Here is a 23,154-nt window from a genome sequence, read left to right on the forward strand (position 1 = left end):
ATCACTCCACGTCCACTTCCACCCGGCGGTGCAACTGGTTCAGCGTTTCCGTGTCATAGGCACTGGCGTCGTCCGGCGTGAAGGGCTGGTCCTCGCCCTTGCCCACCACGGTGATCGCGCCGGCATAGCCGTTGCTGGAAAGATAGCCCTTCAGCGTCTCGGCGCGCGCGACGGACAGCCTGTAGTTGGCCTCCGCCGAGCCGACGGGGTCGGTATGGCCGATCAGCGTGATCGATGCGGGCTTGACCGCCTTCAGGCATTCCGCGAGGTCCTTCGCGGCCTCGACACCCTCCGGCGTGAAATCCGCCGTGCCGAAGACATAGCGCACGGGCGTCGACTTCTTCTTGATCTTCACGCCGCGGAAGGAGACCTTGCAGCCGCCGCGCATGGCAAGCTGCACGGGCCGCGGCGCGGCAAGGCGCATTTCGCTGGCGAGCTTGTCGAGGCGCAGGATGTACTGCTCGTCCGGTGCCATCCAGTCCGGCGTCATCGTCTCGTTCGAGCCGTCCTCCAAAGCGAGCTGGTAGAAGCGGGCGGCCTGTTCGTAATCCTTGCGCTCGCGCGCGAGATCGCCCAGCGCATCCAGCACCTGCCAGGGACCGCCATACCGGCGCTGCAGGTCTTCCAGCGCCTGCTGGTGGTCGGAAAGCTTTCCGCCGGCGCCGACAGCGGCGACGATGCGGTTGAAGGTGACGAGCGACGCGACACGGCCGGTGAGCGCGCGCTCGTTGGCGCTGCAATTGGCCGTGCTGGCCGTTTCGGCGAGCGCATGCGCCTTCTGTTCGTCCCCTGCATTGAGCGCCTCGACCACGCCGGTAAAGGAGTCGCAGGCCGCGGCAGCCGGAGCCGCTCCGGCCAGTACGAAAAGTGTCGCTGCAAGGGATCGCTTCAGCATTGTCGGTCCAGCCCTCATGTCCTCATGGAAGAAACGGACAGGGGCCCGAAGGCCCCTGCCCCATGCATCATTTGATCTCGAACGTCACCATCTGGACGCCGCTTGCCCCGTTGTCCTTCTCGGCCTGCTTGGCGAGATTGATGGCAAGGCCCCGCGTCACCGGCTGCTTCGTGCTTGCGGCCAGTTCCTTGGCCTTCTCGGCCGTCAGCTTCTGGTCGCCAAGGCCGCCGATGCGGCAATAGGCGATCATCGTTTCGCCGGGCGACGGCGAATCGAAGGTGAGGTTGCCCGTGCCCGGCTGCGGGATCAGGCGGCGTTCCCCGGCATTCAGCGTCGTATTGCCGATCATCACGTCCGGAATGATCTCCACGTTGCCGGTATCCTCCACATACATCACCTGCAGCTCGCAGGCATGGTTGGTGCTCAGTTCGAAGGCAAGGTAATCCCCAACCTTCGCACTTGTCGATGCCACATGCACGGCAAGCTTCACCTTCTCGGCCTGCGCCTTGTCGTCCTGCTTGTAGGCCGGGACATAGGCCTTCTCCTCGGGCTTGGCATACTGGTCGCCGCCCGCAGCCTGGTCGGCCGGCTTCTGCTGGTAGTCGGTGCCGGAGGCCTGTTCCTGCTTCTGTTCCGGCTGCTGCTGGTAGGCATCGTTGCCGGCCGCCTGCTCCTGCTTCTGCTCCGGCTGCTGGTAGCCGGACTGCTGCTGTTGCTGCTGGTAGGCCGAATTGTCGGCCGACTGCTGGCCGGCATAGGCATCCGAATTGACGCCGCGCTTCAGCGGTTCGAGCTGGAGCAGCGGCTGCAGCATGTAGGCATATTGCTCCTCCACCTCGACGCGCGGGATGGTGGCGCCTGCTTCAAGCGTCGCGACCCAGTCGAGGCCGATGCGCAGCGCATTGACGTCGGTGAGGCGGCGGATGTCGGACGAGAACTCCTCCGGCGTCATGTCGAACTCTGCCGCAAGCTGCTCGAAGTTCAGCTCGTCCTCGTACTTGTCGGCGAAGTAGGTGAAGATCTCCGCGCCGCCGGGGGCCTTCAGGCTGGTCTTGCCGCCGCCGGCCGTCGGCTCCGTAATGCCGAGGCGGTCGAGCGCGGCGACGAAGCGATCCGTGTCGCGCTTATAGACCTCGTTCAGCTCCTCCTGCGGCACGTAGACGGCGAGCAGCTCGTCCTGCTGGTCCTTGGAGAACAGCGTCGACGTCTCGATATGCTCGCGGATCTGGTCCCGCTTGGAGAGAATGCCGTCGAAATGGCAGTCGAAGCACGAGCGCGCATTGATGATCTCGACGCCCTTGCCGATCGGCCGCTTGCGGAAGGAGACGATCGACGTCGGACCGACATCGAGCTGGTCGCCCTTGTTGGTCGACAGGTAGTAGCCCTGCATGCCGTTCGGGAGCGAGAAGATCATTTCGCCGCCGTCATGCTCGAAGGCCTGGAGGCCGGCCTTGAGGCGAATACCCTCCGGTCCTGCCGGGAAGCGCTTCAGCACCTGCCGGCCGACATCGCCGGCGAAGTCGTAGGACTTCCAGTAATAGCCGCCGAAGGGCATGTCGTGCCGTTCCAGCATGCGGTTGTGGTCGGAAACGCCGGACGAACCGTCGGCAAAACCGGCACGGACGATGCGGCGGCGCTCGATGTTCTGCTCGACGGGCACGCCGAAGCGCTTTTCCAGCTCGGCAATGTTCGTCGGCAGCTTCATGAGGCGGTTATAGACCTTCGGCCGGGCGCCGTTGCTCATGAACCAGTCGACGCGCATGATCGGCAGTTGCGTCTGCGTCGCCTTGGCAAGCGAGTGCAACTGGGCATCGCTCACCGGATCGACGCCGTAGAAATACTCGTTGATCAGGAAGTCGTAGTCCTGCTGGCTCCATTCGAGATCGCGCAGGTCGACGCGCACGAGCAGGCCGTCGGAGCCTGCCACCTCTTCCGGAAGCACCAGGTCCGGCCCGTAGGAGAGCGAGTTGAGCAGCTTCTTGAAGCCGCCCGCCAGCACCCTCATGCGCTTCAGGAAGGTCTCATGGCTCTCGCAGCTCATCATGCCGTTGTACTGGTCGCGATAGCTGAAGTAGCGCATGAAGGGCTGGTCGTGCTCGTCGACCTTGGAGATGTCGCGCAGCGCCAGCTCGACGAAATCGAGATATTTCAGCATCGGCCGCGAGCGCTCGGTCTTCGTGGCGGAGACGGCCGTCGGGATGGCTTCCTTGTTCAGCGAGTTGATCCAGTTGGCAAGGCTCTGCACCTCCGCATCGTCCGGGCGCTTGCCGAGCGGCATGCGCCCGCTCGTGACACTGGTGTAGAGCAGCGACTTGGCGGCATCGCCCGGCGTCACGAAGGCCGGATTGGCGGCGATCGAGGCTAGGTCGCCCGCCGGGAACGAGCCCTGCGAGCTTTCGCCCGGGCCATGGCAGTTGCGGCAATATTTGCCGATGAAGGCATCGGCCGCCGAGGCGAACTCGGCGCTGCCGCCGCCGGCGGTCAGCGCGCTTTCGGCGGTCGCTTCGCTGCAGACAGGCGCGGTGCTGGTCTCGACCGGCGTCACCTTCACCTCGCGGTCGGCGAGGAAGGCGTACATCGCCTGCTTGTCCTCGTCGGAGAGCGTCGAAAGGCCCTGCGCGATGCGGCGCATGACCGGGTCGGACAGCGGCGAACCGGAGAGTTTCTTGCCCTCGTCGATCAGGCCCCTGGTGAAGACCTCATGCGAGGCAAGGCCGCTCATGCGCGCCTTGGTGATATCGGGTGCGACGGCGCCGGTCAGGCCCTTCTCGCCCTCATAGGCGCGGGCGAGATCGAGGCCGTAGGTCGTGGTGCGCGGCGTGTGGCAATCGCCGCAGCCGCCGACATTCTCGATCAGGTAGCGGCCGCGCTCCATCTGCGTCTCCTCGCGCGGCTGGTAGGCCGGCACGGTGAAATGGCTGCGCTTCCAGAGCGTGATCGTCGTCTGGCGGCTGAACGGGAAGGCGATCTCGTGTTCCTTCGAGGTGGCGTCGGATTGCGGCAGCGTCTCGATATAGGCCTTGATATCCAGCACGTCCTCCGGCTTCATGCCGCCATAGGAGGTGTAGGGCATGACCGGGTAGAGATTGTCGCCGTTCCTCTTGAGGCCGACCATCACGGCATTCAGGAAGTCCGCATTGGACCAGCCGCCGATGCCGTTCGGATGGGCGGAAATGTTCGGCGCGAAGAACTTGCCGATCGCCGTCTGCATCTCCATGCCGCCGGAGAGCAGCTCGATATTGTCGCCCGAGCCGTGGCAGGCGCCGCAGCCGGCGGCGTTGAACAGGAGCTTGCCGTTTTCCGCATCCGCCTTGTAGGTGCCGAAGGCATCCGGCGCGAACTGGTCGACGGCGAGCGCCCCGGTCGGACAGAATGCCGCCACGGCAAGGCCGAAGGCAGCGGCAAGCCGGGCGCCGGGGCTGAAGAATGATGTCCTGAACATGCGCATGGCTTGTTCCTTTCGCTCCATGGAGCCGGCGCACCGGCTGGAAATGCAATCCTTGAGACACAATTCCGAATGAGAAACCGCCTTGCAGTTTCCTCGGAAACTGTCCTAGCGAAATTCGAAACGCTCGAACTCGACACGGCGCGGTGCCTTGCCGAGTTCCTTCAAACCCTTTTCGATCGCCAGCCTGAGCGGCGGCGGACCGCAGAACCACAGATCGGCCTCGGCCGGGTTCATGCTGGTGCCGGAGACGAGCTTGGTCGCGTCGAAGCGCCCGTCCGTCGCCGAATTGTGCAGCACGAAGTTGAAGTTCTCGAGCTTTTCCGCCTGCGCCCGGAACGTGTCGAGGCCGATCGCCTCGGCCCCGTCGCGCACGCAGTAGACCATGTGGATGTCCTGCCCCTCATCGCCCTTCAGCCGGCTCGCCATGGCGAGGAACGGCGTGACGCCGATGCCGCCGGCAAGCCAGATCTGCTTCTTGCCGCCGCGCCTGTGGTTGAAATGCCCGTAGCCGCCCTCCAGCGTCAGCGCATCGCCGACCGCCACCGCCTCGCGCAGCGCCTTGGTGTAGTCGCCGAGCGGCTTGATGGCGAAGCGCACCGAGCCGTCGTCCTCGATGCCGGCGATGGTGAAGGGATGCGGCTCGCGCAGGCCCGGCTTGTCGACGCGGAAGAAACCGAACTGGCCGGGCATGGCCCTGAGCTTGCGGCCCGTCGGCTTCGCCGAGATGATCGTCGCCCCGTCATGGCGCTCGACATTCACCACCTCGTATTTGCGCGTGCGCAGCCAGGGCAGGAGCTGGGTATAGGCGTAGCTGAGGATGCCGAGCGCGGCGAAGAGGTTGAGATAGACCGCCAGCAGCACCGTGCCGTCATAGGGACGCTTGATGAACATCTGGTGGAAGGCGACGAGCACGAAGAGCAGGCCGATGAAGCGGTGCGTGATGCGCCAGTACTGGTAGGGGATCTGGAAGCGCGTCTTGGGGATCACCTTCACCAGGCTGAGGACGAGCAGGAAGACGAAACCGTAGAAGGCCCATTCGCCCGCCGTCCTGGCGAGCACGTTGAGGCCGCTCGTCACCGACAGGCCCTGGAAATCCGGCGCCACGAAATAGTGCACGAGGATGAGACAGAGCACCGCGATGCCGATCTTGCGATGGAACTGGTAGATGCGGTCGAGCCCGCCGAACAGCTTTTCGATGAAGGGCGGACGCGTCGCCATGAACTGCGCGATTCCCATGGCGACGAAGGCCATGGAGGAGGCCATCAGGGAGAAGGTGGTTCCCGCATTGGTATGGCTGACGGCCGGCACGGCCAGCAGCCCGGCAAAAATGATCAAGATCGTCGCGACGATGGAACCCGCAGTCAACGTATGCCCCCACAAATTCAACTGGCCCGGTCCGAAATCCAGGGGCATGCTGGCAAGGCCCATGACGTTCGTCAACCGCATTCCTCCTATCGACGGGCGGGCGCACGGCTTTATTCGGGATGGTTTATTAGGAAGGGGAAACATCTGGAAAGGGCGCACGGCGAATGCGCAAAGGGCGCCTTGCGGCGCCCCTTTTTCGGTCGGTCTTGCCGGTGCGGCTACCGGGCGAGCCCTTTGATCTCCTCGCGCGCCCGGTCGGCGAGCGGATGGTCGGGATGGCGCGCGATGAACAGTTCCAGCGCCTCGCGCGTGCCCTTCGACTTCAGGTTTTCATATTCCGCCTGTACGGCCTTCTCGGGGTCCGAGGGTCTCGCCATGATGCCGCCGGTGCCCGCGGGCGCTTCGCCGGCCGCTGCCAGGACAAGACTTATGGTCGCCACCATGGATATCTTTGACAACAATTTTAACCTCCGGTCGAGTAGCATTCGGCAACAATCCATCCTGCGCCACGGGGCTTTCATTGCATCACGGAATGCGGACATGTTTCAAGCATTCACAGAATCAACCTGAATTGCGGTCTATCCAAGGCACGCATCCAAGACATCCAGCATACGAGGACAATGCGACATGACAGGCATCGGCAAGACCACCAAGACGATCAGCAAGACGGGCATAGCGATGATTGACGGCGTCCTGTCGGGAACCGCCTGGTCGGGCGCGGTGACCTATGCGTTCCCCACCTCCTCATCCGCCTACACCTATGCAGGCGAAAAGGACAACGGCTTCGGCACGATCTCCTCGATGCAGCAATCGGCCGCCCGCTTCGCGCTCGACACGAGCTTCGGCAACAAGGCCAATGACGGCTTTTCGGTCGAAGGCTTCACCGGCCTTTCCATTTCGCAGGGAAGCACCACGAGCGCCAACCTGCGCTTCGCCGAATCGAACGATCCGGACACGGCCTGGGCCTACTATCCCGGAAGGACCGACGGCGACGGCGACCTCTGGTTCGGCCGCGAGTACGACTACCGCTCGCCCGTCGCCGGCAACTATGCCTGGACGACCATGCTGCACGAGATCGGCCACGCGCTCGGCCTCAAGCACGGCCATGAATCCGAAAACGGCTTCTCCAGCCTGCCGGGCAACAAGGATTCGATGGAATATTCCCTCATGACCTACCGGTCAGAGGTGGGCGGCTCGGCGAGCGACGGCTACATGAACGGCGAGTTCGACTATGCCCAGAGCTTCATGATGGCCGATATCGCCGCCCTGCAGCGCATGTATGGCGCCGACTTCTCGACCAATTCCGGCAACACCGTCTACAAATGGACGCCGGGCAGTGGCGATACGCTCGTCAACGGCAAGGTCGCCATCGATGCCGGCGGCAACCGCATCTTCGCCACCATCTGGGACGGCGGCGGGAAGGACACCTATGACCTCTCCGCCTACAAGACCGGCGTCAGCGTCGACCTTCGCCCCGGACAGCATTCGAAATTCAGCGACGTCCAGCTTGCCCTCCTGAACTACGAGACGGACGCCTATGCCCGCGGCAACATCTTCAACGCGCTCCTCTTCAAGGGCGATGTGCGCTCGTTGATCGAGAACGCCAAGGGCGGCAGCGGCAACGACCTGCTGCGCGGCAACCAGGCGAACAACACGCTGCAGGGCAATGCCGGCAACGACAAGCTCTTCGGCATGGCCGGTAACGACAAGCTCGATGGCGGCGCCGGCAACGACGTGCTCACCGGTGGCGCGGGCGCTGACGACTTCGTCTTCAAGAAGGGTTACGGCCGCGACACGATCACCGACTTCAAGGACAATGTCGACGACATCGACCTGCGCTCCTACAATTTCTCCACGGTGAGCAGCGTGCTCGGCAAGGCCTCGCAGGTCGGCGACGACGTGCATATCAAGCTCTCGGCCACCGACATCCTGATCCTCGACGACTTCAGGCTGAAGGATCTCGACGCGCGCGACTTCCTGCTCTGACTGCCGGCAGAATCCACGGACAGCACAGGCCGGAACCCCGGGTTCCGGCCTTTTTCATGTCATCTCCTCGCCCCGTGCCATTCCTGATATATCAGGATAATGGACAAGCGCATCATGGCGTGCCACCGTGTGATATATCAATCAGGGACCTGACATGACGGAAAGCGCGGCCTCGCAAGCCCACCTCGCCTATCTCGCCCTCGAAGGGCTGATCGTCACGCTCAAGCTGAAGCCCGGCTCGCTCGTCACGGAACGCCAGCTCATCGCGCTTGCCGGCCATGGCCGCACGCCGGTGCGCGAGGCGATCCAGAAGCTGGAATGGCAGGGCCTGATCGCCGTGCGCCCGCGCGCCGGCCTGCAGATCACCGCGATCAGGCCCGAGGACCATGCCGAGGTGATGGCGACGCGCCGCCAGCTCGAACCGCTTGCCGCCGATCTCGTCGCCCGCCATGCCGGCGGGGCGCATCGCGAACAGCTCGTCGCCTGCGCACAGGCGATGACCGCCTGTTCGATCCATTCCGACATGGAAGGCTTCCTGGCCGCCGACAAGGCGTTCGACGAGATCATGGAGGCGGCCTGCCCCAACCGCTTCCTGACGGCCGCCCTCGCCCCGCTGCAGACCCATGCCCGCCGCCTCTGGTTCGCCCGCGCCGACAACCGGCAGATGGACCGCTCGGTGGACCTGCATGTGAAGGTGATCCGCGCCATCCGCAACGCCGACGGCCCGGCCGCCGCCGCGGCCATGGCGACCCTCATCGACGACCTCACCGGCTGAAACGAAAAGGGCGGCCCGAAAGCCGCCCCGTCAATCCTCAAGGAACCGTTCGCTCAATCGACGAAGGCGCGCTCGATGACGAATTCGCCGGGCTTGTTGTTGGCGCCCTCGATGAGGCCTGCCTCTTCCAGCAGCGCCTTGGTTTCCTTCAGCATCGCCGACGAGCCGCAGATCATGCCGCGGTCGACCGCCGGGTCGAAATGCGGCACGCCGAGATCGGAAAACATCTTGCCGTTGCGGATGAGGTCGGTGATGCGGCCCTGGAACGGATAGTCCTCGCGCGTCACGGTCGCATAATGGCGCAGCTTGTTGCCGACGACTTCCGCCAGGAACTCGTGGTTGCGGATCTCCTCGACGAGGTCGAAGCCGTATTTCAGCTCGGCGACCTCGCGGCAGGTATGCGTCAGGATGACCTCGTCGAACTTCTCGTAGGTTTCCGGATCGCGGATGAGGCTGGCGAAGGGCGCGATGCCCGTGCCGGTCGAGAACATGTAGAGCCGCTTGCCCGGCGTCAGCGCATCGAGCACCAGCGTGCCGGTCGGCTTCTTGCGCATCAGCACCGTGTCGCCCGGCTTGATCTGCTGGAGATGGGAGGTCAGCGGACCGTCCGGCACCTTGATCGAGAAGAACTCCAGTTCCTCGTCCCAGGAGGGGCTGGCGATCGAATAGGCACGGTAGACGGGCTTGTCGCCGACCATCAGGCCGATCATCGCGAACTCGCCCGAGCGGAAGCGGAAGCTTTCCGGACGCGTCATGCGGAAGCGGAACAGGCGATCCGTATAGTGCTGCACGCTCGTCACCGTCTCGGCGAAAACGCCGGCGGGGATTGCGGAAGCGACAAAATCTTCGGTCTTGGCAGGTGCGTTCATTTCGGGATCGGTCCTGGCTTCGCGTCGAGAAAATTTGACGATAGGCAGATATTACAAGTCGAGCGGCAAAGGAAGGTATTCCGTTCCAATGCGCTGATTGGCCGCGCAATAGTTTGCCGTTCGCGCCGATTTTGCGCAAGGCCGGCCGCCCGGCCTTGATCTTGCGCAAACCTGCCACGAAATTGCGGCTATTCGCCGACCGGTCCCTGCCTTCAGGCCCGGCGGCGCCAGCTGTAGGAGCCGACGTCCTCGGAGGGACGGGCGGTCGGCTGGTAGTGGTTGTCGATGCCCGGCAGGCGGTTTTCCGCAAGCCGCTTCAGCGCCGTCGCATTGGTGACGGCAAAGCTGTCGATGCCACAGCGCAACATCAGCGGGATCTGGTCGATCAGCACGTCGCCGACCGCCCTCACCTCGCCCTTGAAGCCGAGGCGCGCGCGCAGCAGCGAGGCATGGCTGAAGGCCCGCCCGTCGTTGAAGGCCGGGAAGGCGACCGCGACCAGCGCGATGCGGCCCTGATGGCCTTCGAGCTTGCGCACGTCGTCCGCCGGGTTGATCAGCACGCCGAGGCCGGTCTCGTCGGTCTCGGAGACCTTGGCAAGGAAGTCGCCGAGGCCGAGGATCGCCTTCTCGTTCGAGCCCGCCTTGGTCTCTTCGCTTTCGATCACCCAGGGATCGTCGGTCACGAAACCGGTTTCGTTCCAGATTTTCGTCATCACCGGTCTCCTCAGGCTGCCGCGGCGGTCTTGTCGCCGTAGAGCGCATCCTTGAACGGCTGCGGCCCGACGCGGCGATAGGCCGTCAGGAAGGTCTCGGAGGGATCGAGGCGGAGGCCGAGATAGGTATCGACAATCACCTCGATCGCGTCCGTCACCTTCTCCGGCTCGAAGCCGCGGCCAATGATCTCGCCGATCGACGTGTTCTCGTCGCCGGAGCCGCCGAGGGTGATCTGGTAAAGCTCCTCGCCCTTCTTCTCCACGCCGAGCAGGCCGATATGGCCGACATGATGGTGGCCGCAGGCATTGATGCAGCCGGAGATCTTGATCTTCAGCTCGCCGATCTCGGCCTGGCGCTCGGGCGAGCCGAAGCGGGTGGAGATCTCCTGCGCGACCGGGATCGATCGGGCATTGGCCAGCGCGCAGTAGTCCAGCCCCGGACAGGCGATGATATCCGTGATGAGGCCGGCATTGGCGGTTTCGAGCCCGGCGGCGACGAGGCCGCGATAGATCGGTTCGAGGTCGGCCAGCGCCACATGCGGCAGGATGAGGTTCTGCTCGTGGCTCACGCGGATCTCGTCGAAGGCGTATTCCTCCGCGATATCGGCGACGGCCTCCATCTGCGCATCCGTCGCATCGCCCGGAATGCCGCCGATCGGCTTCAGCGAGATCGTCACGCTGGCATAGTCGGGGTGCTTGTGCGGATGCACGTTGTGCTGCACCCAGCGGGCGAAGTCGGCATCGGCCTTCTTCCACTGCGCAAGGCTCGCCCAGCCTTCGGCGCGGGCGGCAAGCGCCGGCGGCGCGAAATAGGCGGTGATGGCGGCGATGTCCTTTTCCGGCAGCTTCAGCTCGGTGTTCCTGAGCTCGGCGAACTCGACCTCCACCTGCCGCGCCAGTTCCTCCGCGCCCGTCTCGTGCACGAGGATCTTGATGCGCGCCTTGTACTTGTTGTCGCGCCGGCCGTGCAGGTTGTACACGCGCATGATCGCGGTCGTGTAGGACAAGAGATCCTCTTCCGGCAGGAAGTCGCGGATCTTCTTGGCGACCATCGGCGTACGGCCCTGCCCGCCGCCGACATAGACGGCAAAGCCGATCTCGCCGTTGTCGTTCTTCTTCAGATGCAGGCCGATGTCGTGCACCTGGATGGCCGCGCGGTCGCGCTCGGCACCGGTGACGGCGATCTTGAACTTGCGCGGCAGGAAGGAGAACTCCGGATGCACGGAGGACCACTGGCGCAGGATTTCCGCATAGGGACGCGGATCGGCGACCTCATCGGCCGAAGCGCCGGCGAAGTGGTCGGCCGTGACGTTGCGGATGCAGTTGCCCGAGGTCTGCAGCGCATGCATCTCGACCGTCGCGAGATCGGCCAGCGCATCCGGCAGTTCGGAGAGCTTCGGCCAGTTGTACTGGATGTTCTGGCGCGTGGTGAAATGGCCGTAGCCGCGGTCGTACTTGCGCGCGATATAGGCGAGCATGCGCATCTGGCGCGCATTCAGCGTGCCGTAGGGAATGGCGACGCGCAGCATGTAGGCATGAAGCTGCAGATAGACGCCGTTCATCAGGCGCAGCGGCTTGAAGGCATCCTCGGCCAGCTCGCCGGAGAGGCGACGGCCGACCTGATCGCGGAACTGCTCCACCCGGCTGGAAACAAAGGCGTGATCGAATTCGTCGTAGCGATACATAAGCGTTCCTCAGGCGGCCGGTACGGCCGTCGCAGTCAGGCCGGCATAACCGGCGGCATAGGCAATGGTCGGGCCGGCGGCGCGGATGCGCTCGCGCATGCGCAGCGGCCGCAGCACGCCATCCACTTCTTCGACGTCGACGACGTTGACGTCAACCACCTTGTTATCGGCAAAAGCCTGCTTGCCGGTGGCTTCCAGCGCGTCGACGGCTTCCTTGTGGCGCGCGACGAAGGCGGCCTGGAGGGATTCGTTCCAGTTGCCGGCGGCGTCCAGCCAGACGGAGATGCCGTCGGAAAGGCGGTTGGCTGTCAGAACCTTGTCGGCCATGTCATGCTCCCAATGCTGCTGTGTCGCGAACCGGCTCGTGCACGGCGAGCGGTTCGGAATGTTCGAAATTAGCGCCGGCGACGGCATCGCCGATGATCACCATGACGGGACCGGTCAGCTCGTCGCGATGCTCCAGGCCCGGCAGGTCCTTCAGCGTGCCGTGCAGCAGCCGCTTTTCCCGCCGGCTGGCATTCTCCACGACGGCGACCGTCGTCTCGGCCGGCAGGCCCGCCTCCATCAGCCGGGCGGCGACAGAAGCCGCGACCGTGCGGCCCATATAGACGGCGACGGTGGCGCCGGAAATCGCAAGCCGCGCCCAATCCGGCAGGACCGAGCCCGTCAGGTCGTGGCCCGTCGTGAAGACGAGCGAGGAGGCGACGCCGCGCAGCGTCAGCGGCAGTTCGAAATCGGCGGCCGCGGCGAAGGCGGAGGTGATGCCGGGCACGACCTCGTAGGTGACGCCCGCCTGGCGAAGCGCCGCCATTTCCTCGCCGGCGCGGCCGTAGACCAAGGGATCGCCGGATTTCAGGCGCACGACGCGCTTTCCCGCCTTGCCGAGTTCGACGATGAGGTCGTTGATCTCTTCCTGCGACTTGGAGTGACAGCCCTTGCGCTTGCCGACGGAAAGGCGCTCGGCATCGCGGCGCCCCATGTCGACGATGGCCTGCGGCACGAGCGCATCGAAGACGATGACATCGGCTTCCATCATCACGCGCTGGGCGCGCAGCGTCAGGAGATCCTCCGCGCCCGGGCCGGCGCCGACCAGCCAGACATGGCCGGCGGCCCTGCCCTGCGAGGTCAGGAGCGAATCGGCGGTGCGGTGCGCGAGATCGATATCGCCATTATTGACGGCATCGGCCACGGCGCCCTGGAAGAAGCGGCGCCAGAAGACGCGGCGCGTCACGCCGCGCGGCAGGAGACGATCGACGGCCTCGCGGTAGCCGTTGGCAAGGCTGGCGAGCCGGCCGAGCGAGGGCGAAAGGATCTGGTCGACCTGCGCGCGGATCATCTGCGCCAGAACGGGGCCTGCGCCCTCCGTACCGATGGCGACGGCGACGGGCGCCCGGTTGACGAGCGCCGGCGTGAAGAAATCGCAATGGTCCGGCTGGTCGACGGCATTGACCGGAATGCGCAGCGCCCGGGCCGCGGCGGAGATCGCACGGTCGGCGGCGGCATCCCCCGTCGCGGCGAAGACGAGCGCCGCATCGGCGATGGCATCGCTGGAAAAGGGCGCGCGCACCAGCTCCAGCCCCTTGTCGGCGATGAAGCGGGCGAAATCGGCCTCCGGCGCCTCGGCGAGCACGACGATCCGGGCATCCGTGTTGAACAGCAGCCGGGCCTTGGCGAAAGCCTCGTCGCCCTCGCCCACGACAACGACCGTCCGGCCGCTGACGCGGAAGAACGCCGGGAATGTCGAAAGCTTCTGGTTTGCTGCGGTCATGGTGTGGTCCGGTTGAAGTGTGCGCACTATCGCGAAAAATAGCCAGGAACAAAAGAAACAGAAATTCCAATGGCTCCGGGGGCGCGTATTGTTTTGCTCGCACCTCCCGCATTTTGAGCATAAGTCACCGGCCGCCCTTGCCTGCCCACCGCGGCGACCGCTAAGGAGGCATCATCACGCCAAAGGGGATTCCCATCATGGACCAGTCCGCCCTCGCAAAGCGCCTCCTCGACGTCATCGAAGCCGATATCCTGCCGCTGACGCGCGACGGCGTCGCCGCCGGCAACAAGGTTTTCGGCGCGGCGATCCTCAACAAGTCCGATCTGTCGCTGGTCATCGCCGAAACGAACAACGAGACGGAAAACCCGCTCTGGCACGGCGAGGTGCACACGCTGAAACGCCTCTACGAACGCATCGAGAAGCCGGATACCAGGGATTACGTCTTCCTCTCCACGCACGAGCCCTGCTCCATGTGCCTTTCGGCCATCACCTGGGCCGGCTTCGACAACTTCTACTATTTATTCAGTCACGAGGATTCGCGCGACAGTTTCGCGATCCCGCACGATCTGCGCATCCTCAAGGAGGTCTTCCGGCTCGATCCGGGCGGCTATGCCAGGACGAACGCCTTCTGGCACTCCGCCGCCATCGCCGATCTGATCGCCACGTCCGACGAGCCCGCGAAGGCGGCATTGAGGGCGCAGGACACGAGGATCCGCGCCGCCTATGACGACCTGTCGGGCGCCTACCAGTCCGGCAAGACCGGCAACAACATCCCGCTCAACTGAGAACCGCGATGGAACCGAGCCGCGACATCGAACGCCTGATCGAGATCATGGCCGCCCTGCGCCAACCCGAGACCGGCTGCCCCTGGGACGTCGTCCAGACCTTCGAGACGATCAAGCCCTACACGATCGAGGAAGCCTATGAGGTCGCCGACGCCATCGAGCGTAACGACATGGACGACCTGTGCGAGGAGCTGGGCGACCTCCTCCTCCAGGTGGTCTTCCATGCCCGCATGGCGCAGGAGCGCGGCGAATTCGACTTCGGCAACGTGGTCGAAGCCGTCACGCGCAAGATGATCCGCCGCCATCCGCATGTCTTCGCCCGCTCGGATGCGGAAACGCCCGAGGCGGTGAAGCTGCAATGGGATGCGATCAAGCAGGCGGAAAAGCGCGAGCGCAAGGAGCGCCGCGCCAGGCGCGGCCTGCCGGAGGATCCGCTCCGCGGCCATCTCGGCTCCGTGCAGCGCTCCTTCCCGGCCCTCGTCGAGGCGCTGAAGCTCCAGGAACGCGCCGCCAAGGTGGGCTTCGACTGGTCCGATCCGGCGCCGATCCTCGACAAGATCGAGGAGGAGGTCGGCGAGCTGCGCGAGGCGCTGCGCAACGACGACCAAAAGGCCGTCGCCGACGAACTCGGCGACCTCATCTTCGCGCTGGTCAATATCGGCCGCCATGTCGGCGCCGACCCGGAAATGGCCCTGCGCGGCACGAACACGAAATTCCGCAACCGGTTCTCGCATATCGAGGACAGCCTTGCAGCGAATGGCGAAAGCCTCGAAGCGGCAACGCTGGAGCGGATGGAAGCGCTTTGGCAGGCGGCGAAGCGGATCGAGCGGCAGCTGGAGACGTAAAGGGTCTCAAAGCCCCTCATCCCGCTGCCGCGACCTTCTCCCCGCAAGCGGGGAGAAGGGGCAAGACGAAAGGCCTTCTCTTCATCCGAGACGTTTCCGTTTGGGGAAACCGGCGCTGCATCCCCTTCGCCCCGCTTGCGGGGAGAAGGTGCCGGCAGGCGGATGAGGGGCTTTTCTGCAGACTTGCGCCCTTACCGCTCCCAATCCTCCCGCACCGCCTTCTGCCCGATGCCGAGCCGGCGGTCGAGTTCGGCGGCTTCCGTTTCGGTCAGCCGCAGGTCAAGCCGCACGGTGCCGTCTTCCAGGTCCTCGCGTCCATCGACGATCGAATGGTCGTAGACCCAGGGCAGAAGCTGCAGCAGCGTGACCGGCAGAATGACGTCGCGGTCGACCAGCACGCCGGAAAGCCGCTGGTTGATCTCGGAAAGCAGCCTGTCGACGCCCTCGCCGGAGATGGCGGAGACGGCGATGACGTTCGGCTGGCCCTCGGCCTTCTGCACCAGCGCCGCGCGCGCTTCGGGCTCCAGCCGGTCGATCTTGTTCCAGACCTCGAGGATGCGCTCGGCGCCGTCCTTCTCGTCGATGCCGAGATCGGCGAGGATGCGCAGAACGTCCGAGGACTGCGCGCCGTTGTCAGGGTCCGACATGTCGCGCACATGCAGGATCAGGTCCGCCTCCAGCACCTCTTCCAGCGTCGCGCGGAAGGCGGCGACGAGGTGGGTCGGCAGGTCCGAGATGAAGCCCACGGTGTCGGACAGGATGACGGTGCGGCCCTGCGGCAGCTTCATGCGGCGCAGCGTCGGGTCGAGCGTGGCGAAGAGCATGTCCTCGGCCAGAACCCCTGCCCCGGTGATGCGGTTGAACAGCGTCGACTTGCCGGCGTTCGTATAGCCGACGAGCGCGACGATCGGATGCGGCACCTTCTTGCGCTTGGAGCGGTGCAACTGGCGGGTGCGGCGCACCTGCTCCAGCTCGCGCTCCAGCTTGACGATCTTGTCCTGCAGGAGCCGGCGGTCGGCCTCGATCTGCGTTTCGCCCGGGCCGCCCATGAAGCCGGCGCCGCCGCGCTGGCGCTCGAGGTGGGTCCAGCTGCGGACCAGCCGGCCCTTCTGGTAGTTGAGATGGGCGAGCTCGACCTGCAGCGTGCCTTCCTTGGTGGAGGCGCGCCGGCCGAAGATTTCGAGGATGAGGCCCGTGCGGTCGATGACCTTGGCGCCCCACTCCTTTTCGAGGTTGCGCTGCTGCACCGGCGTCAGCGGATGGTCGACGATGACGAGGCCGGCATCGTGTTCGTCGAGCGCCGCCTTGATCTCCGCGATCTTGCCGGTGCCGAGCAGCGTGCCGGGCTTCGGCTGGCTGACGGGCACGATGGCCGAATGGGCGACGGTGAGGTCGATGGCGCGCGCAAGGCCGACGGCCTCTTCCAGCCGCGCCTCGTCGGACCGCGTGGTCACCGTCGGATCGGGTTTTCCGCGCGCGGCCTTCAGGACCGGCACGATGACGACGGCACGCATATCGTCCCGGTGCTTTTCAGCCTCCGGAACGATGGAATCCTTGCTTGTATCGGATTTTTTAATGATCTTGGGTCCTGTCAGGAGCCGCTTTCCTCGGTCTCGAACATCTGCAACGGCTGGCCGGGCATGATGGTCGAGATCGCGTGCTTGTACACGAGCTGCGAATGACCGTCGCGACGGAGCAGCACGCAGAAATTGTCGAAGGAGGTGACAACCCCGGTCAGTTTGACCCCGTTGATGAGAAAGATCGTCAGGGAAATCTTTTGCTTGCGAACGGTATTAAGAAAAAGATCCTGCAGGTTCTGAGAACGTTCCGCCATCGCGCCGCTTCTTTCTGATTGCCGGCCCTTGAGACCGGTTGACTAAAATAAAATGTCCCCATGCCCGACACGACGTGGCGGACCGTCGATTTTGGTATCAAATCGCGGTCTTCTCCGCAACGGCGAAAAAGGCCTCGCGGATTTTCTGTGCCGTCATGCCGGGATGGCCGTTGGCGATCGTGTGCCCGTCGATGGCGACGACCGGCAGGCAGATCGTCGTCGCCCCGGTCACGAACACTTCCCGCGCGTCCAGCATCTCCGCCACGGAAAACCGGCGCTCCTCGACGGCAAGCCCGAGCGTTCCGGCGACATCCATCAGCGTCGTGCGGGTGATGCCGTTGAGGATGCCGTGGTCGGCCGGCCGCGTGACGAGCGTTCCCGTCCTGTCGACGATCCAGAGATTCGTCGCGCCGCCTTCCGTCACATGGCCTTCGGCATCCACAAAAATCGCCTCCTGCGCGCCGGCCTCCTTCGCCTGCTGGCGGGCCAGGACGTTCGGCAGCAGGCCGACGGTCTTGATGTCCACCCGCCCCCAGCGGTTGTCGGCGACCGTGACCGCCTTGACGCCCGAGGCATACCGGGCGGCGTTCGCCGCGGGGTCCAGGCTTTTCGCCGTGACGACCAGCGTGGGGCGCACCTCCGGCGAGGGAAAGACATGATCCCGCTTGGCGACGCCGCGCGTCACCTGAAGATAGACCATGCCATTGGTCACGCGGTTGCGGCGCAGCACCTGCCGCAGGATGCCGGTCAGCGCCGCGCGCGGCATTGGCGGGCGGATGCGGATTTCCGCAAGCGACCGGTCGAGCCGGTCGAGATGACGCGACAGATCGACGATATAACCCTGCTGGACCTGGCAGACCTCGTAGACCGCATCGGCAAAGACGAAACCGCGATCCAGGATAGGCACCACCGCATCGGCATGGCGGACATAACGGCCGTTGACATAGGCGATGCGCGGCATGGGGTTTCCTAGAAATACTGGATGCTGACGCGGAAGAGCTGCTCGACATGGCGCACGGCCGCGGCGGCGGCGAACAGCACGACGCGATCCTTCGCCTTGATCTTCGTGCTGCCGTCCGGCCGGATCACCGCCTTGTCGCGGTAGATCGCGCCGATGCGGATGCCGGGCGGCAGCTCGATCTCGCGCAGCGGCCGGCCGACGAGCGGCGAGGTCTCCAGCGCCTCCGCCTCGATCACCTCGGCAGAACCCTTCTGCACCGCATAGACCGAGCGGATGCGGCCCTTGCGGACGTGCTGCAGGATGCCCGATATCGTCACCGCGCGCGGATTGATATGCGCGTCGATGCCAAGCGTCTTGGTGAAATCCTGATACATCGGATCGTTGATCAGCACGAGGTTCTGCTTGCAGCCGAGGCGCTTGGCCATCACGCTGCCTAGAATGTTGATCTGGTCGTTGTTGGTCAGCGCGACGATCAGGTCCGCATCCTGGATATCCGCCTGCAGCAGCATCTTCTGGTCGAGCGCCGAGCCGTGCAGCACGACGGTATTGCGCAGCTTGTCGGCGATCGCCACGGCGCGCTCGCGGTCGCTCTCGATGATCTTCAGCCGCGTCTTCGCCTGGTAGTCCTCGATCGCCTTGGCGACGAAATAGCCGATATTGCCGCCGCCGGCGATGACGATGCGCGCCGCCTCCTGCTCCTCATGGCCAAACAGCGCCAGCGTGCGCCGGACATGCTCCTTGTCGCAGACCACATAGGCGAGATCGCCCGAATGCAGCTGGTCGGTGGAGTTCGGCACGAACAGTTTTCCATTGGAAAAGATGCCGGTGACGGTGGCGTTGAGGTCGGGGAAGAGTTCGCTGAGCTGCTTCAGCGGCGTCTCGACGACCGGGCAATCCTCCATGCATTCGATCGCCACCATGACGATGCGGTCGTCGGCAAAGCGCACCACGTCGGTCGCGCCCGGGAAGGAAATGCGCCGCAGCACCATCTTGCCCACCTCGATTTCCGGCGAGATGGTGACGTCGATCGGCATGTCGTCGCGGGAATAGAGGTCGGAATATTCCGGTGCGAGGTAGCTCTGCGAGCGGATGCGGGCGATCTTCGTCGGCACGTTGAACAGCGAATGGGCCACCTGGCAGGCGACCATGTTGATCTCGTCGAACAGCGTGACGGCGATCAGCATGTCCGCCTGGTCGGCGCCGGCCTTGGCCAGCACCTCGGGATGCGCGCCGTGGCCGACAATACCGCTGACATCGAGCGTCTCGGTGATGGCCGATATCAGCGAGGGCTGCGTGTCGATCACCGAAACATCGTTGCCCTCTTGCGAGAGCCGTTCCGCAATCCCGTAGCCGACGCGTCCCGCACCGCAGATGATGACCTTCATGCCCCAGAATCCCTCACGTCGCTCGGCGCCTTATACGCCAAGCGACTTCAGTTTGCGATGGAGCGCGGAGCGCTCCATGCCGACGAATTCGGCCGTGCGGGAAATGTTGCCGCCGAAGCGGTTGATCTGGGCGATGAGATAGTCCCGCTCGAACATTTCGCGCGCCTCGCGCAGCGGCAGCGTCATGATGTGCTGGTCGCCCTGCGTGGAGATCTTCGGCAGCATGTCGCCCACTTCCGTCGGCAGCATGTCGGCGCTGATCGGCGTGTCCGGGCCGTCGCTGCGGGCGAGGATCATCAGGCGCTCGATATTGTTGCGCAACTGGCGGATATTGCCCGGCCAGTCGTGCGCCTGCAGCACCGCTAGCGCGTCGTCGCCGATCTTGCGGGAGCGGATGCCCGCCTGCTCGCTGATTTGGCGCATGAACATGTCGACGAGGAAGGGAATGTCCTCGCGCCGCTCGGCAAGCGGCGGCACGCGCACGGGCACGACCGCAAGCCGGTGATAGAGGTCCTCGCGAAAACCGCCCTCGGCGATCAGGCTTTCGAGATTGTAGGCGGTGGAGGAGATGATGCGCACATCCACCTTCACCCGCTTGGAGCCGCCGACGCGCTCGAACTGCTGGTCGACGAGCACGCGCAGGATCTTGTTCTGCGTCTCGCGCGGCATCTCGCCGATCTCGTCGAGATAGAGGATGCCGCCATGCGCCTCCTCCAGCGCCCCGGTCTTGCGCGGCTGGCCGGGCGTGCCCTCCGTGCCGAACAGCGCGATCTCCATGCGCTCGGGCGTGATCGCCGCCGCGTTCAGCACGACGAACGGGCCGTTCGCGCGGCTCGACTTGCGGTGGATCATGCGCGCCACCAGCTCCTTGCCGGAACCGGAGGGGCCGAGGATCATGATGCGGCTGTTGGTCGGCGAGACCTTCTCGATGTTCTGGCGCAACTGCGAGACGGCGACGGAGGTGCCGATCAGCTCCACCGGATCGCCGGAGCGCTTCTTCAGCTCCGTCACCTCGCGGCGCAGCTTGGAATTCTCCAGCGCCCGCTCGGCGATGAGGATCAGCCGGTCCGCCTTGAACGGCTTCTCGATGAAATCATAGGCGCCGCGGCGGATGGCCGAGACGGCCGTCTCGATATTGCCGTGGCCGGAGATCATCACGACAGGCAGGTCCGGATGGCGGCTCTTGATCTCGTCGAGCAGCGCAAGGCCGTCGAGCTTGCTGCCCTGCATCCAGATGTCGAGGAAGACGAGGCGCGGCACGCGGTCGCTGATGGCGGCGAGCGCGCTGTCGCTGTCATAGGCGGTGCGCGTCTCGTGCCCCTCGTCCGAAAGAATGCCGGAGACGATCTCGCGGATGTCCTCTTCGTCATCCACCACAAGAATATCAGACGCCATGGCTCACTTCCTTGCTCTTCTTGTCCGCATCGACGGCCGCCGTTTCCTCGTAGGGCAGGATCACGCGGATCATCGCCCCCTGGCCGTTGTCGAAATCCGCGGGGGCGTCATGCAGTTCCAGTTGCCCGCCGTGGTCCTCGATGATCTTCTTCACGATGGCGAGGCCGAGCCCCGTGCCCTTCTCGCGCATCGTCATGTAGGGTTCGAGAATCCGGTGCCGGTTCTCCGTCGGCAAACCCCTGCCGTTGTCAATCACGTCAACGACGAACCGCCGTCCTGCGTCGTCGGGCGTCGCCCGCACGAGGATCTTCCGCTCCTCGCGCGCCACGTCCGGCGGAAGCGCCTCGATGGCCTCCACCGCATTCTTGATGAGATTGCCGAAGGCCTGGCCGAGCATGCGCGTGTCGAACAGCCCTTCGAGCGGCACCTCGCCGAGATCCTTGCGGAAATCGACATGGGTATTGCCCATCTCGCGCAGGAAGACCGCGTCCTTCAGGATGTTGCGCAGGTCCGAACGCTCCTTCGTCGGCTTCGGCATGCGCGCGAAGGCGGAGAATTCGTCGACCATGCGGCCGATGTCCTCGACCTGCCGCACGATCGTGTCCGTACACTGGTCGAAGACCGCGCGATCCTCGGGATCGATCTGCTTGCCGTAACGGCGGCGGATGCGTTCGGCGGAAAGCTGGATCGGCGTCAGCGGGTTCTTGATCTCGTGGGCGATGCGCCGCGCCACGTCCGCCCAGGCGGTGGAGCGCTGCGCGATGACGAGATCGGTGATGTCGTCGATGGTGACGACATAGGATTCCTTTGCATCCTTCGCCTCCTCGCGCGTCACCTGCACGTTCAGCGTCCGCTCCTTGCCGCCGTGCATGATGTTGATCTGCTTGCGGTAATTGTTGCGGTGGCGGGTGGAGCCCTCAGCCAGCACCGCCGCAATCTCCGGCGCCACCTCGGTCAGCGGCTTGCCGATCAGCTCACTCGCGTTGCGCCCGAGCAGGATCTCGGCCGAAAGATTGGCGATGGTCACGCGCCCGTCCTCCTCGACGCCAATGACCGCCGCCGTCACGCCCGACAGCACCGCCTCGATGAAACGACGACGGTGATCGACCTCGTCCTTCGCGTCGAGGATCTGCTCCTGCTGCGCGCGGATTTCCGCGATCATCTTGTTGAAGGTGCGCGAGAGGTTGCCGACGTCGCCATCGACCGTGCGCACCGGCACGCTGACGTCGAGATTGCCCGAGGCGACGCTGTCGGCGGCGCCGATGAGCTGGCGGATCGGCCGGACGATGCGGTCGGCGACGGCGATCGCCGTCCAGATCGCGGCGAGCAGCACGATGAGGGCAAAACCGAGATAGAGCACGCCGAAGGCGATCTGCAGCGTCGTGCGCCCCGCCTCCAGCGCCCGGTACTCCGCCGTGTTCTCCTCCATCAGCCGCATGGAGCGCATGACCTCGGGGTCGACGGTGCGGATCGTATAGAGGAAGGCGTCGGAAATGTTGTCGAGCTTGATGATGGCGCCGACGAGATTCGTCGTGCCCGGCGGTATCAGCGTCGGCTGGCCGGCGGCAGAGGCCTTCAGCGCATCCTCCGGCACGGCCGGCAGCGGGTTCTCGATCTGGATATTGGCCTGCAGGATGGTCGAGCCGTCGGCACGCAGGAGGAAGGCGCCGAGCATGCCGCGCCCGCGCGCCTGCCGCGTCATCAGGTCGACGAAACCGGTGCGGTCGAGGCTGTAGAGCTGGCGGTTGCGGTCGAGGTCATTCGCCATCGAGGCGGTCTGGCCCTGGAGATAGCTCGCATTCTCCAGCACATAGGCCTGCGCCACATTGAGCGAGGAACTGACGATCGACTGGGTGCGGATGGAGAACCAGCGGTCGAGGCCGACATCGAGCGTGATGGAGGCGAAGATGGCGACGAGCACCGCCGGCGTGATCGCGACGATGGAGAACAGCGCCACGATGCGCACATGCAGGCGCGCGGCGGCGCGGCCGCGGCGACGGGCGCGCAACAGGCGCAGTATCTCGCGGCCGATCAGGAACATCAGGCCGACGATGAAGACCGCATTGATCGCCGCCGAGGCGATGACGACATTGGCCTCCGGCTTGATCGGCGTCAGGCCGAGCAGGATGAAGAGCGAGATCGTCGCGGCGACGAGGGCGCCGCCGGCCAGCACCAGGCCGGGCAAGGCGAAGGAAGCGCGCCGGTCGCCGCCCGCTCCCCTTCCATTTTCGCTCGAAAGCAGGCTCACGCCGTCCGTCATCTGCCGCATCGCTTCCCCGGCCGGGCATCCCGAAAGGCGCCGGCGTTCTTCTCGTGTTTTCCGGAGTAGCGCCGACCGCGCGAGGGACCGGCCGCATTCGCACCCGCATCCATGACGATCGGGCACGCGGACCTATTCGGCCGCAAACCCCTCTGTTACCCTCAAGCAACAGATTGTGGCCAAAA

The 23,154-nt window shown here is 65.0% G+C and carries 19 protein-coding genes; 4 read left to right on the forward strand and 15 right to left on the reverse strand.

Annotation, left to right across the window (positions count from 1 at the left end; all coding sequences use genetic code 11):
* Position 1: 1 nt before the first annotated feature.
* From shn_RS09595 to shn_RS09610, 4 genes are all read right to left on the reverse strand, one after another.
* Positions 2 to 895, reverse strand: coding sequence for an OmpA family protein (locus tag shn_RS09595; protein ID WP_064330194.1), 894 nt, complete (start codon positions 893 to 895; stop codon positions 2 to 4).
* 67 nt (positions 896 to 962) lie between these two features.
* Complete coding sequence (locus tag shn_RS09600) at positions 963 to 4,343, reverse strand: c-type cytochrome (protein ID WP_064330195.1); 3,381 nt, start codon at positions 4,341 to 4,343, stop codon at positions 963 to 965.
* Between the two features lie 105 nt (positions 4,344 to 4,448).
* Positions 4,449 to 5,783, reverse strand: a complete 1,335-nt coding sequence (locus shn_RS09605) for a ferric reductase-like transmembrane domain-containing protein (RefSeq protein WP_245337380.1) — start codon at positions 5,781 to 5,783, stop codon at positions 4,449 to 4,451.
* Positions 5,784 to 5,926: 143 nt separating this feature from the next.
* Entirely contained in the window at positions 5,927 to 6,151 is a 225-nt protein-coding gene (locus shn_RS09610; RefSeq protein ID WP_064330196.1) for a hypothetical protein, read from the reverse strand.
* A gap of 184 nt (positions 6,152 to 6,335) precedes the next feature.
* Here shn_RS09610 and shn_RS09615 point away from each other — a divergent pair, with 184 nt between their 5' ends.
* A complete protein-coding gene (locus tag shn_RS09615; protein WP_064330197.1) occupies positions 6,336 to 7,694 on the forward strand; it encodes a M10 family metallopeptidase in 1,359 nt (452 codons plus the stop codon).
* A 154-nt stretch (positions 7,695 to 7,848) separates the two neighbouring features.
* Positions 7,849 to 8,469: a GntR family transcriptional regulator gene (locus shn_RS09620; protein WP_064330198.1), complete on the forward strand. Its 621-nt coding sequence runs from the start codon at positions 7,849 to 7,851 to the stop codon at positions 8,467 to 8,469.
* A gap of 53 nt (positions 8,470 to 8,522) precedes the next feature.
* Here the strand turns inward: shn_RS09620 and shn_RS09625 are convergent, their stop codons facing one another.
* The 5 genes from shn_RS09625 to cysG form a co-directional block, all read right to left on the reverse strand.
* A complete protein-coding gene (locus shn_RS09625; protein ID WP_064330199.1) occupies positions 8,523 to 9,338 on the reverse strand; it encodes a ferredoxin--NADP reductase in 816 nt (271 codons plus the stop codon).
* A gap of 212 nt (positions 9,339 to 9,550) precedes the next feature.
* Positions 9,551 to 10,051: a DUF934 domain-containing protein gene (locus shn_RS09630; RefSeq protein ID WP_064330200.1), complete on the reverse strand. Its 501-nt coding sequence runs from the start codon at positions 10,049 to 10,051 to the stop codon at positions 9,551 to 9,553.
* Positions 10,052 to 10,062: 11 nt separating this feature from the next.
* Positions 10,063 to 11,736, reverse strand: a complete 1,674-nt coding sequence (locus shn_RS09635) for a nitrite/sulfite reductase (RefSeq protein WP_064330201.1) — start codon at positions 11,734 to 11,736, stop codon at positions 10,063 to 10,065.
* A gap of 9 nt (positions 11,737 to 11,745) precedes the next feature.
* Positions 11,746 to 12,063 carry a DUF2849 domain-containing protein gene (locus tag shn_RS09640; protein WP_064330202.1) on the reverse strand — a complete coding sequence of 106 codons (318 nt, stop codon included), beginning with the start codon at positions 12,061 to 12,063 and terminating at the stop codon, positions 11,746 to 11,748.
* Between the two features lies 1 nt (position 12,064).
* The gene (gene cysG / locus shn_RS09645) at positions 12,065 to 13,504 is read right to left on the reverse strand and encodes a siroheme synthase CysG (RefSeq protein ID WP_064330203.1); all 1,440 of its coding nucleotides are present in this window, start codon (positions 13,502 to 13,504) and stop codon (positions 12,065 to 12,067) included.
* 197 nt (positions 13,505 to 13,701) lie between these two features.
* On the opposite strand from cysG, the gene shn_RS09650 reads away from it, so the two are divergent.
* Both shn_RS09650 and mazG read left to right on the forward strand, forming a co-directional pair.
* Entirely contained in the window at positions 13,702 to 14,289 is a 588-nt protein-coding gene (locus shn_RS09650; RefSeq protein WP_064330204.1) for a deaminase, read from the forward strand.
* 8 nt (positions 14,290 to 14,297) lie between these two features.
* A complete protein-coding gene (gene mazG / locus shn_RS09655; protein ID WP_064330205.1) occupies positions 14,298 to 15,134 on the forward strand; it encodes a nucleoside triphosphate pyrophosphohydrolase in 837 nt (278 codons plus the stop codon).
* Positions 15,135 to 15,325: 191 nt separating this feature from the next.
* Here the strand turns inward: mazG and hflX are convergent, their stop codons facing one another.
* From hflX to shn_RS09685, 6 genes are all read right to left on the reverse strand, one after another.
* Complete coding sequence (gene hflX / locus shn_RS09660; RefSeq protein ID WP_064330206.1) at positions 15,326 to 16,648, reverse strand: GTPase HflX; 1,323 nt, start codon at positions 16,646 to 16,648, stop codon at positions 15,326 to 15,328.
* A 77-nt stretch (positions 16,649 to 16,725) separates the two neighbouring features.
* On the reverse strand, positions 16,726 to 16,968 hold the full coding sequence (hfq, locus tag shn_RS09665) for an RNA chaperone Hfq (RefSeq protein ID WP_023514954.1): 243 nt from the start codon (positions 16,966 to 16,968) through the stop codon (positions 16,726 to 16,728).
* A 97-nt stretch (positions 16,969 to 17,065) separates the two neighbouring features.
* Positions 17,066 to 17,929 (reverse strand): D-amino-acid transaminase, encoded by an 864-nt coding sequence (locus tag shn_RS09670; protein WP_064330207.1) that lies wholly within the window; start codon positions 17,927 to 17,929, stop codon positions 17,066 to 17,068.
* Between the two features lie 8 nt (positions 17,930 to 17,937).
* On the reverse strand, positions 17,938 to 19,314 hold the full coding sequence (trkA, locus tag shn_RS09675; protein WP_064330208.1) for a Trk system potassium transporter TrkA: 1,377 nt from the start codon (positions 19,312 to 19,314) through the stop codon (positions 17,938 to 17,940).
* A 30-nt stretch (positions 19,315 to 19,344) separates the two neighbouring features.
* The gene (locus shn_RS09680) at positions 19,345 to 20,709 is read right to left on the reverse strand and encodes a sigma-54 dependent transcriptional regulator (protein WP_064330209.1); all 1,365 of its coding nucleotides are present in this window, start codon (positions 20,707 to 20,709) and stop codon (positions 19,345 to 19,347) included.
* On the reverse strand, positions 20,699 to 22,969 hold the full coding sequence (locus shn_RS09685) for a PAS domain-containing sensor histidine kinase (RefSeq protein WP_064332517.1): 2,271 nt from the start codon (positions 22,967 to 22,969) through the stop codon (positions 20,699 to 20,701). Before shn_RS09685 ends, shn_RS09680 begins: the two co-directional genes overlap by 11 nt.
* Between the last annotated feature and the right edge of the window lie 185 nt (positions 22,970 to 23,154).

This window comes from Shinella sp. HZN7 (assembly GCF_001652565.1).
GTDB classification, from domain to species: Bacteria; Pseudomonadota; Alphaproteobacteria; order Rhizobiales; family Rhizobiaceae; genus Shinella; species Shinella granuli.